This is a genomic window from Myxococcota bacterium, from assembly GCA_035498015.1.
Classification (GTDB): Bacteria; Myxococcota_A; UBA9160; order SZUA-336; family SZUA-336; genus VGRW01.
In genome coordinates, this window is the sequence record DATKAO010000209.1 from 20,252 (window position 1) to 29,151 (window position 8,900).

7 protein-coding genes are annotated in these 8,900 nt (G+C 69.3%); all 7 read right to left on the reverse strand.

Annotated elements, in window-relative coordinates; all coding sequences use genetic code 11:
- Positions 1 to 12: 12 nt before the first annotated feature.
- Entirely contained in the window at positions 13 to 834 is an 822-nt protein-coding gene (pflA, locus tag VMR86_18490; GenBank protein ID HTO09045.1) for a pyruvate formate-lyase-activating protein, read from the reverse strand.
- Entirely contained in the window at positions 827 to 3,061 is a 2,235-nt protein-coding gene (pflB, locus tag VMR86_18495) for a formate C-acetyltransferase (protein HTO09046.1), read from the reverse strand. The genes pflA and pflB overlap by 8 nt, the downstream gene beginning before the upstream one ends.
- A gap of 16 nt (positions 3,062 to 3,077) precedes the next feature.
- A complete protein-coding gene (locus VMR86_18500) occupies positions 3,078 to 4,262 on the reverse strand; it encodes an acetate/propionate family kinase (protein HTO09047.1) in 1,185 nt (394 codons plus the stop codon).
- Complete coding sequence (locus VMR86_18505; protein HTO09048.1) at positions 4,259 to 5,191, reverse strand: bifunctional enoyl-CoA hydratase/phosphate acetyltransferase; 933 nt, start codon at positions 5,189 to 5,191, stop codon at positions 4,259 to 4,261. The genes VMR86_18500 and VMR86_18505 overlap by 4 nt, the downstream gene beginning before the upstream one ends.
- Positions 5,192 to 5,196: 5 nt before the next feature.
- Positions 5,197 to 6,411, reverse strand: coding sequence for an MFS transporter (locus VMR86_18510; protein ID HTO09049.1), 1,215 nt, complete (start codon positions 6,409 to 6,411; stop codon positions 5,197 to 5,199).
- Entirely contained in the window at positions 6,405 to 7,985 is a 1,581-nt protein-coding gene (locus tag VMR86_18515; GenBank protein ID HTO09050.1) for an L-serine ammonia-lyase, read from the reverse strand. The genes VMR86_18510 and VMR86_18515 overlap by 7 nt, the downstream gene beginning before the upstream one ends.
- Before the next feature lie 81 nt (positions 7,986 to 8,066).
- A partial coding sequence (locus tag VMR86_18520; GenBank protein HTO09051.1) for a GFA family protein occupies positions 8,067 to 8,900 on the reverse strand: 834 nt, incomplete at its 5' end.

Genomic DNA, 8,900 nt, shown 5'->3' on the forward strand with positions numbered 1-8,900 from the left:
TCTCAAATGGACTCAGTACGCCACGAGCCCCGCGTCGCGGTACACCGCGCACACCTGCTCGACCCGCTCCTGCGAGGGCGGCTCCTGGTCTTTCAAGGCGTACGGGATGCCGAGCCGCTCGTACTTGAAGCGTCCGAGCTGGTGGAAGGGCAGCACGTCGACCCGCTCCACGTTGCCCAGCCCGGCCGCGAAGCGCGCGATCTGCGCCACGTCGCCCAGATCGTCGGTGAGTCCCGGCACGAGCACGAAGCGCAGCCAGATCGGCCGGCGCCGCGCGGCCAGGCGCTCGGCGAACGCGCGCGTCGCCGCCGGGTCCATGCCGGTGAGTCGCTTGTGCCGCTCGGGGTCCCAGGTCTTCATGTCGAGCAACACCAGGTCGATGTTCTCGAGCTCCGCGTCGGAGAGACGCGAGCCGTAGAAGCCGTTCGTGTTCACCGCGGTGTGCACCTTCAGCTCGTGCGCGGCCGCGAACAGCTTGCAGACGAAGCGGTCCTGGAGGAACGGCTCGCCGCCCGAGATCGTGAGTCCGCCGGACATGACCTTGAGCCCGTGACGGTACTTGCGCAGCTCGTCGACCGCCTTGGGCACCGCGACCGGGATGCCGTTGCCCAACGTCCAGGTGTCGGGGTTGTGACAGTACTGACAGCGCCAGGTGCAGCCGGTGGTCCAGGCCACGACCCGTACGCCCGGCCCGTCGACCGTGGAGCCGGTCGTGAACGAGTGCAGGAACCCCATGTCGCCCGACGCGAGCGCGCTGCGCACGTCGGTCTCCGGAACTCCGCTGCCCAGGTCGACGCGCAGCTCGTAGGGGCTCTTGGCTTCGAGCTCAGGCATGGCGGCCTCCGCCGTGGAAGGTCCGGTTGATCACGTCCATCTGCTGCTCGCGCGTGAGTCGCACGAAGTTCACCGCGTAGCCCGACACGCGGATCGTCAGGCTCGGGTACTTCTCGGGGTGGTCCATGGCGTCGAGCAGCGTCTCGCGGTTCAACACGTTCACGTTCATGTGGTAGCCGGTGGTGGTGAAGAAGGCGTCGAGCATTGCCGTCAGGTTGGTGATCTGGTCCTGCGGAATGCGCCCCAGCCCGGTCGGCACGAGCGTCGTGGTGAGTGAGATGCCGTCCGCGGCGTCGCGGTAGGGGATCTTGGCCACCGACGCGGCCGAGGCGTGGATGCCGTGACTGTCCCGGCCGTGCATCGGGTTGGCGCCGGGCGCGAACGGCTCGCCCTGCCTGCGCCCGTCGGGCGTGTTCCCGGTGGCCTTCCCGTACACCACGTTCGAGGTGATCGTGAGCACCGACTGGGTGTGCACGGCGTTGCGGTAGGTCGGGTACTTGCGGAGCTTCTGCATGAACGTGCTGACCGCCCATACCGCGAGCTGGTCGACGCGGTTGTCGTTGTTGCCGAACATCGGGAACGCGCCCTCGGTGTGGTAGTCGATCACCAGACCCGTGGAGTCACGAGTCACACGCACCTTGGCGTGCTTGATCGCGGACAGGCTGTCGGCCACGACCGACAGGCCCGCGATGCCGAAGGCCATGGTGCGCAGCGGCGCGTAGTCGTGCAGCGCCATCTCGAGCCGCTCGTAGGCGTACTTGTCGTGCATGTAGTGGATCACGTTCATGGCGTTCACGTACACGCCCGCGAGCCACTCCATGGTGCGTTCGAACTTCGCCAGCACGTCGTCGAAGTCGAGCGCGTCGCCCTGCACCGGCTCGCTCTTCGGGGCGATCTGGTCGCCGCTGACCTCGTCGCGGCCGCCATTGATCGCGTACAGGAGACACTTGGCCAGGTTGGCGCGCGCCCCGAAGAACTGCATCTGCTTGCCCAGCAGCATGGGCGAGACGCAGCAGGCGATCGCGCCGTCGTCGCCCCAGGCGCGGCGCATGATCTCGTCGCTCTCGAACTGCACCGAGCTGGTGTCGATCGAGACCCGGGCGGAGAAGCGCCGGAAGCCGTCCGGCAGGCGAGGCGAGTACCAGATCGTGAGGTTCGGCTCGGGCGCGGGACCCAGGTTGTAGAGCGTCTGCAGCATGCGAAAGCTGGTCTTGGTCACGAGCGAGCGCCCGTCGTCGCCCATGCCTCCGATCGACTCGGTGACCCAGGTCGGGTCGCCCGCGAACAGCTCGTCGTACTCGGGCGTGCGCAGGAAGCGCACGATGCGCAGCTTGATCACGAAGTCGTCGATGATCTCCTGCGCCTGTGACTCGCTGAGCGCGCCCGAGGCCAGGTCGCGCTCGAAGTACACGTCGAGGAAGGTCGACGTGCGGCCCAGCGACATGGCCGCGCCGTTCTGCTCCTTCACGCCGGCGAGATAGCCGAAGTACAGCCACTGCACGGCCTCGCGCGCATTGCGCGCGGGCTGCGAGACGTCGCAGCCGTAGCTCTTGGCCATCTGCTCGAGCTCGCCCAGCGCGCGCGTCTGCTCGGCCAGCTCCTCGCGGTCGCGGATGATCTCGTCGGTCGACATGGCGAAGTCGAGCGCGTTCTTCTCCGCCTTCTTGTGCTCGACCAGGCGAGTCACTCCGTAGAGCGCCACGCGCCGATAGTCGCCGATAATACGGCCGCGCCCGTAGGCGTCCGGCAGGCCGGTCAGCACGTGCGAGCTGCGGCAGCGGCGGATGTCGGCCGTGTACGCGTCGAACACCGCCTGGTTGTGGGTCTTGCGGTACTTGGTGAAGGCCTCGACCACGTGCGGGTCGGGCACGTAGCCGTAGGCCTCGAGCGCGCTCTGCACCATGCGGAAGCCGCCGTTCGGCATGATCGCGCGCCGCAACGGCGCCTCGGTCTGCAGGCCGACGATCAGCTCGTTCTCGCGGTCGATGTAGCCCGGCGCGTGCGCCGTGATCGAGCTCGGGATCTGTGACACGTCGAGCACGCCCTTGCGCCGCTCCTCGACGAACAGCTCCTGGAGCCGGGCCCAGAGCTTCTGCGTGCGCGGCGTGGCCGGGGCGAGGAACGAATCGTCGCCATCGTACGGCCGGTAGTTCTGTTGGATGAAGTCGCGCACGTCGATCTGCTTCTGCCACAGACCGCCGTTGAAGCCTTGCCATGCCGCAGTCATCGAAATCTCCTCCGCGTCAGCCGAGCCGCAGCAGCTCTCCACTGTGACGCGCGATCATCAGCTCTTCGTTGGTCGGAATCACCCAAGCGGACACGCGGCTCGCCGCCGTCGAGATGCGCGGGCCGCCGCGCGCGTTCGCCTCCGGGTCGAGCTCGAGCCCGAGCCAGGCCGAGGCCTCGCAGATGCGCCGGCGCACCTCGGCGGAGTTCTCGCCGATGCCCGCGGTGAAGACCAGCCCGTCGACGCCGCGCAGCACCGCCGCGAGCGCGCCGATCTCCTTCGCGGCCTGGTACACGAAGTAGTCGACCGCGAGCTTCGCGTCGGGTGACTCGCTCCCGAGCAGATCGCGCATGTCGTTGCTGATGCCCGAGATGCCGAGCAGACCCGACTGCTTGTACAACAGGTCCTCGACCTGCTTGGCCACCAGACCCAGGCCCTGGAACAGGTGCAGCACGACGCCGGGGTCGAGTGATCCGGGACGCGTGCCCATGCACAGCCCGTCGAGCGCGGTGAAGCCCAGCGTGTTCTCCACGCTGCGCCGCGCGCGCAGCGCACACAGACTCGCGCCGCTGCCCAGGTGCGCGACGACCACCCGGCCCTCCGCGATCGCGGGCGCGACGCGGGGCAGCACCGACGCGATGTACTCGTACGAGAGACCGTGGAAGCCGTAGCGCTGCACGCCCTGGCGGCGGATCTCGCGCGGCAGCGGCACGAGCTCGGCGACCGGGGGCTGGCCGCGGTGGAAGCTCGTGTCGAAGCAGGCGACCTGCGGCACGCCGGGCAGCCGCTTCTCGACCGCCTCGATGGCCGCGAGGTTGTGCGGCTGGTGCAGGGGCGCCAGCGGCACGAGCTCGCGCAGCTGGCGCAGCACCTCGGGAGTCACGACCACGGGCCGCGGGTAGGTCGCGCCGCCGTGCACCACCCGGTGACCCACGCCGAGCAGGCGCGCGTCGCCGTAGTGCGAGCGCAGCCAGGCGGCGAGCTCGTCGAGCGCCGAGCGGCCGTCGCGCACGGCCTCGGCGAGTGACGGGGCCTCGACCGCGTTCCCGGCACCGTCCTGCGCGCGCAGCCGCGGCGCCGTGCCGATGCCCTCGATCTGCCCGCGCAGGTCCGCCTGCCAGTCACCGCCCGGACCGGCATGGTAGACGCAGAACTTCAGGCTCGAGGAGCCCGCGTTCAGCACCAGCAGATAGCCGGTCATCGCGCCGAGACCGATACCCGCCGCGCGTGCGCTACGCGCATGGCCACCGCGCAGCTCGCGATGCGTGAGCGCACGCTGTCCGCGCGGCTGGTCAGGATGATCGGCACGCGCGCGCCCAGCACGAGGCCGGCGCAGTCGGCGTTGGCCAGGAACGTGAGCTGCTTGGCCAGCATGTTCCCCGCCTCGAGGTCCGGCACGAGCAGGATGTCGGGGTCACCCGCGACTTCGGAGGCGATGCCCTTGATGCGCGCCGCCTCCTTGCTGATCGCGTTGTCGAACGCGAGCGGACCGTCCAGGATGCCCCCGCGGATCTGGCCGCGGTCCGCCATCTTGCACAGTGCCGCGGCGTCGATCGTGGCCGGCATCTTGGAAGTCACCGTCTCGACGGCCGCGAGGATCGCCACCTTGGGCCGCTCGAGCCCGAGGTCGAGACACAGATCGATCGCGTTCTGGCAGATGTCGAGCTTGTCCTCGAGCGCGGGGAAGATGTTGATCGCGGCGTCGGTCACGATCAGGACCTTGTGATACGTGGGGATGTCGAAGATGAACACGTGGGACAGCCGCCGCCCGGTGCGCAGGCCCGTGTCTCGCGCGACCACCTCCGCGAGCAGCTCGTCGCTGTGCAGGCTGCCCTTCATCAAGAGCTCGGCCTCGCCCTTGCGCACCAGCTCCACGGCCTTCGCGGCGGCGGCGTGACTGTGCGGCGCGTCGACGATGCGCGCGCGCGACAGGTCGATGCCCGCCTGCTTCGCGGTCTGCTCGATCTTGGCGACGGGCCCCACCAGGATCGGGTCGATGAGATGCTGCGCGGCCGCGTCGATCGCGCCGGTGAGCGCCGTCTCCTCGCAGGGGTGCGCGACGGCGGTGGTGATCGGCTGCAAGCCGGCACAGCTCGCGATCAGCTGCTCGTACTTTCCGGTTCCACTCATGGGGGTCAGCTCCTGTTGCTGGCGGGTCCAGTCTCTCTCAGAAAGAAGGCGAGGGCGACCGCGAGCCCGACGCCCGCGAGCATCGGCCCGAAGGCCCACTGATAGTGCACGAGCTCGAGCTCCGCGGCGCCGCCGGAGGCGTTGCGCAAGAGCGCCGCGAACACCGGGCCCAGCAGCGCGCTGAGCGTGAAGTTCACGAAGTTCACCACGCCGGTCGCGGTGCCGTTGAGCTGCGGCGGGTTCGCCTCCTTGATCACCGTGTAGAGCAGCATCACGGAGCCGGAAGCGATGCCGGTCACGGTGCCCAGCACGTAGGGCGCGAGCACCTCGGTGCCGCCGAACAGGATCCAGGCCAGACACGCGAACAGCACGGCTGCGGCGCCGATCACCACGGGCTTGCGCCGGCCGATGCGGTCCGAGAGCCAGCCGAGCAGCGGGCTGCCGATGATCCAGCCCAGCGGTACCGTGGCGGAGCGCATGACCGCCTCGCCGAACGGGTGGCCGGCCGTCTCCTGCAGGAAGCGGACGCCCCAGACCATGTCGAAGATCGAGGTCGGCATCATCAACAGGCCCGCGATCAAGCCGCACAGGACCGACTGCGGATTGCGGAACACGGTGCGGAGTGAGTCGAGCGCGGCGCTGCGCCAGTCACCCGAGGGCTCGCTCTTCGGGGACGGCAGCAGGAGCGCCAGCACCACGGCGATCGCCGCACCCGTGACTGCCATGATCATCCAGAAGCGGCTCCACGGCAGCCCGCCCGCGATCGCGGGCCCCACGAGAAACTGCCCGGCGGAGCCGCCCGCCATGCCGAACATCTGGGTCGCGCCGATCAGCGTGGCAGCGCGCGACGCGGGGAAGCTGCTGTTCGCGACGTAGATCGCGCCCACCAGGCCGAACACGCCGCCCGCGCCCTGCAGCAGCCGGCCGATGCCGGCGAGCGCCGCGTCGCCGGTCGCGAACAGGAGCGACCCGGCCGCCACGATCGCGGCGCCGATCGGAATCACCCGGCGCGCGCCCAGCCGGTCGAGCGCAACGCCTGCGACCAGGCTGAACGGCGAGTAGCCGTAGTAGAACAGCCCGACCAGCGATGCGACGCCGAGCGCGTCGAGGCCGAACGCCTCGGACAGCTGCGGCATCATCACGCTCGGCGCCGAGCGCAGCACGTACTGGTAGAAGTAGTAGACCGCCGCGACCGTCCAGGCGATCCAGGCCGTCAGCAGAGCACCACGGAGACGGCGAGACCGCCCTCCGAGGTCTCCTTGTACTTCGAGTTCATCTCCTTGGCCGTGAGCGCCATGGCGTTGACCGTGGTGTCGAAATCGAGCCGGCGGTTCGCCGGGATCTCGTTGCTCGCGATCATGAAGCCGACCCACGACTTCACCGAGCCGTAGGCGCAGCGCTCGATGCACGGCACCTGCACGAAGCCGGCCACCGGGTCACAAGTCATTCCCAGGTGGTGCTCGAGCGAGGACTCCGCGGCGTTCGCCACGACCTGAGGCGAGAAGTCGTGCGCCTGGGCCAGGAACGCCGCGCCCATGGCCGAAGCCACGCCGATCTCTGCCTGACAGCCGCCCTCGGCGCCCGACAGCGTGGCGTTGTGCTTGCACAGGTAGCCCACGGCCGCGGCGGCGAGCATGCCGTTGCGGATCTTCTCCTGCGGCAGGCCGCGGCCGCCTTCGCCCACGACATACACGAGCGCGGGCATGACTCCTGCCGAGCCGCCGGTCGGCGCAGTCACCACGAGGTGACCGCGTGCGTTCTCCTCCGAGCCCGCGAGCGCGTAGGCGGCGACCACGCCCACGCCCTTCTGCTTCTCGTACTGGTCGTCGAGCGCGCGCTTGTAGACCTCGCCCGCCTTGGTCTTGAGCTTGATCGGGCCGGGCAGCGTCGTCGTGGGGGCGGCCAGCCCGGCCTTCACGATGTTCACCATGGCCGTGGTGATCTTGTCGACGAACGCGAGCACGTCGGCCTCGCTCTTGCCCGAGACCGCGACCTCGTTCGCCAGCACGACCTGCGCGACGGAGAGCTTGTTCTTCTCGGCGTGCGCCTGCAGCTCGGCCATCGTGGCGTAGGGGTATTTCGGCTGGCCCTTCTTGGGCGGCGTGTAGCCCTTCCACTCGATGAAGCCGCCGCCCACCGAGTAGTACTCGAGCTCGTAGAGCGTCGTCTTTCCGCCCAGCAGCTTGCAGGTCATCGTGTTGGGATGCGGGAAGTCACCCTTGGGTGAGTCGTAGATGATGTCCTGGAGCGACGCGTCGAGGCTCTTGTCGCCCAGCTTCACCGGGAAATGCTGGTCGGGGTTCGACACCAGGCCGTCGAGAAACGCGGGCTCGACGGTCGCGGGCTCCTTGCCGATCAGGCCCGCGAGCGCCGCGCGCTCGGTGCCGTGGCCCTTGCCGGTGGCGCTCAGGCTGCCGAACAGGTGCACCTGGATCGCGGTTGCCTTGGCGAGCTTGTCCGCGGGGAGCTTCGTGCAGCGTTGGTAGAAGTCGTAGGTGATGCGCATCGGCCCGATCGTGTGCGAGCTCGAGGGGCCGGGGCCGACCTTGTAGAACTCCTCGAGCGTGGTCATCACCGGTCCCTTGGAGCGCTTCACCACGTCGAGCTCGGGAGACAGAGTCACTTTCGGTGGCGGGGCGCTCGCGCGCTCCTTCGCCTCCTTGGCGGAAACCGGGCGGCCGGTCAGGACCGTGGCGGCGCCGACCACGGCGCTGCGCATCAGGAACGTGCGGCGGTCCACTCCGTCGGGGATCTCGGTGGCGAGTAACTCGGAGTCACTGGGCTCGCTTGCCATCCTCGTCTCTCCTCTGGCCAGGATTCGTGCGGGCGCCGTGTGCGCTGTTGCACAATCTACCACGCGAGGATGACGATCGGATCACGATGTCCTGGGCGTGTCCTCGTCGTAGCGGGGCAGGTCGTCGGCGATCTCGAACCACGGCGCCTTCGACGCCACGAAGATGTGCAGCGCCGGGCGCACGCCGGGGTCGTCGTCGAGCGAGCCGGCCGGAATGACGGCGCGCATGCGCACGTTGGGCACCTTCGAGCCGCAGTCTCGACAGAACGCTTGCGTGAAACGCTCCGCGTCCGGGACCTTGAAGTGCTCCACACGGTCCGCGCCGCGCAGCCAGCGGAAGCGCTCGAGCTCGACGAACAGGTTCGCATTGTGCGCCGCGGCACGCGCATGACGGCAGCGTGAGCAGTGACACAGCACGATCGAGCGGGCGATGGGGCGTGGGGTCTCATAGGCGACGGCTCCGCAAAGGCAGCCGCCGCGAACGGCCTCGGGGGTGGGCTCCGTCTTGCGCGGCGACGGCACCGCGTCGCCCCAGCCCGGCGGGTACGCCTCGAACTGTGGCTGTGAGTCGGGGATCGTGTACCAGGGCGCCTTCGAGCCGACGAAGTAGTGCGGCAACGGGGCGAGCTTCGGGTCCTCGTTGAGCAGCCCGGCCGGCACGTAGGCCCGGTCGCCCTGCTCGGGCACCGCGGGCGTGGCCGACCCGCAGCGCGCGCAGAACGCGCGGAACGCGCCGGGGGAGGATTCGTAGCGGCGCACCCGGTCCGTGCCGCGCAGCCAGCGGAAGTCGCGCTTGCTCGCAGCCACGAAGCTCGCGAACGCAGCCCCGTGTGACTTGCGGCACATGGAGCAATGGCAGTGACAGAGGCCTTCGACGGGACCGGAGATCTCGAACGCGACGTCGCCGCAGAGGCA

Bases quoted from the DNA above. Each gene is read 5' to 3' on its own strand.
- pflA (HTO09045.1), bottom strand. From the start codon at position 834: ATGCCTGAGCTCGAAGCCAAGAGCCCCTACGAGCTGCGCGTCGACCTG.
- pflB (HTO09046.1), bottom strand. From the start codon at position 3,061: ATGACTGCGGCATGGCAAGGCTTCAACGGCGGTCTGTGGCAGAAGCAG.
- VMR86_18500 (HTO09047.1), bottom strand. From the start codon at position 4,262: ATGACCGGCTATCTGCTGGTGCTGAACGCGGGCTCCTCGAGCCTGAAG.
- VMR86_18505 (HTO09048.1), bottom strand. From the start codon at position 5,191: ATGAGTGGAACCGGAAAGTACGAGCAGCTGATCGCGAGCTGTGCCGGC.
- VMR86_18515 (HTO09050.1), bottom strand. From the start codon at position 7,985: ATGGCAAGCGAGCCCAGTGACTCCGAGTTACTCGCCACCGAGATCCCC.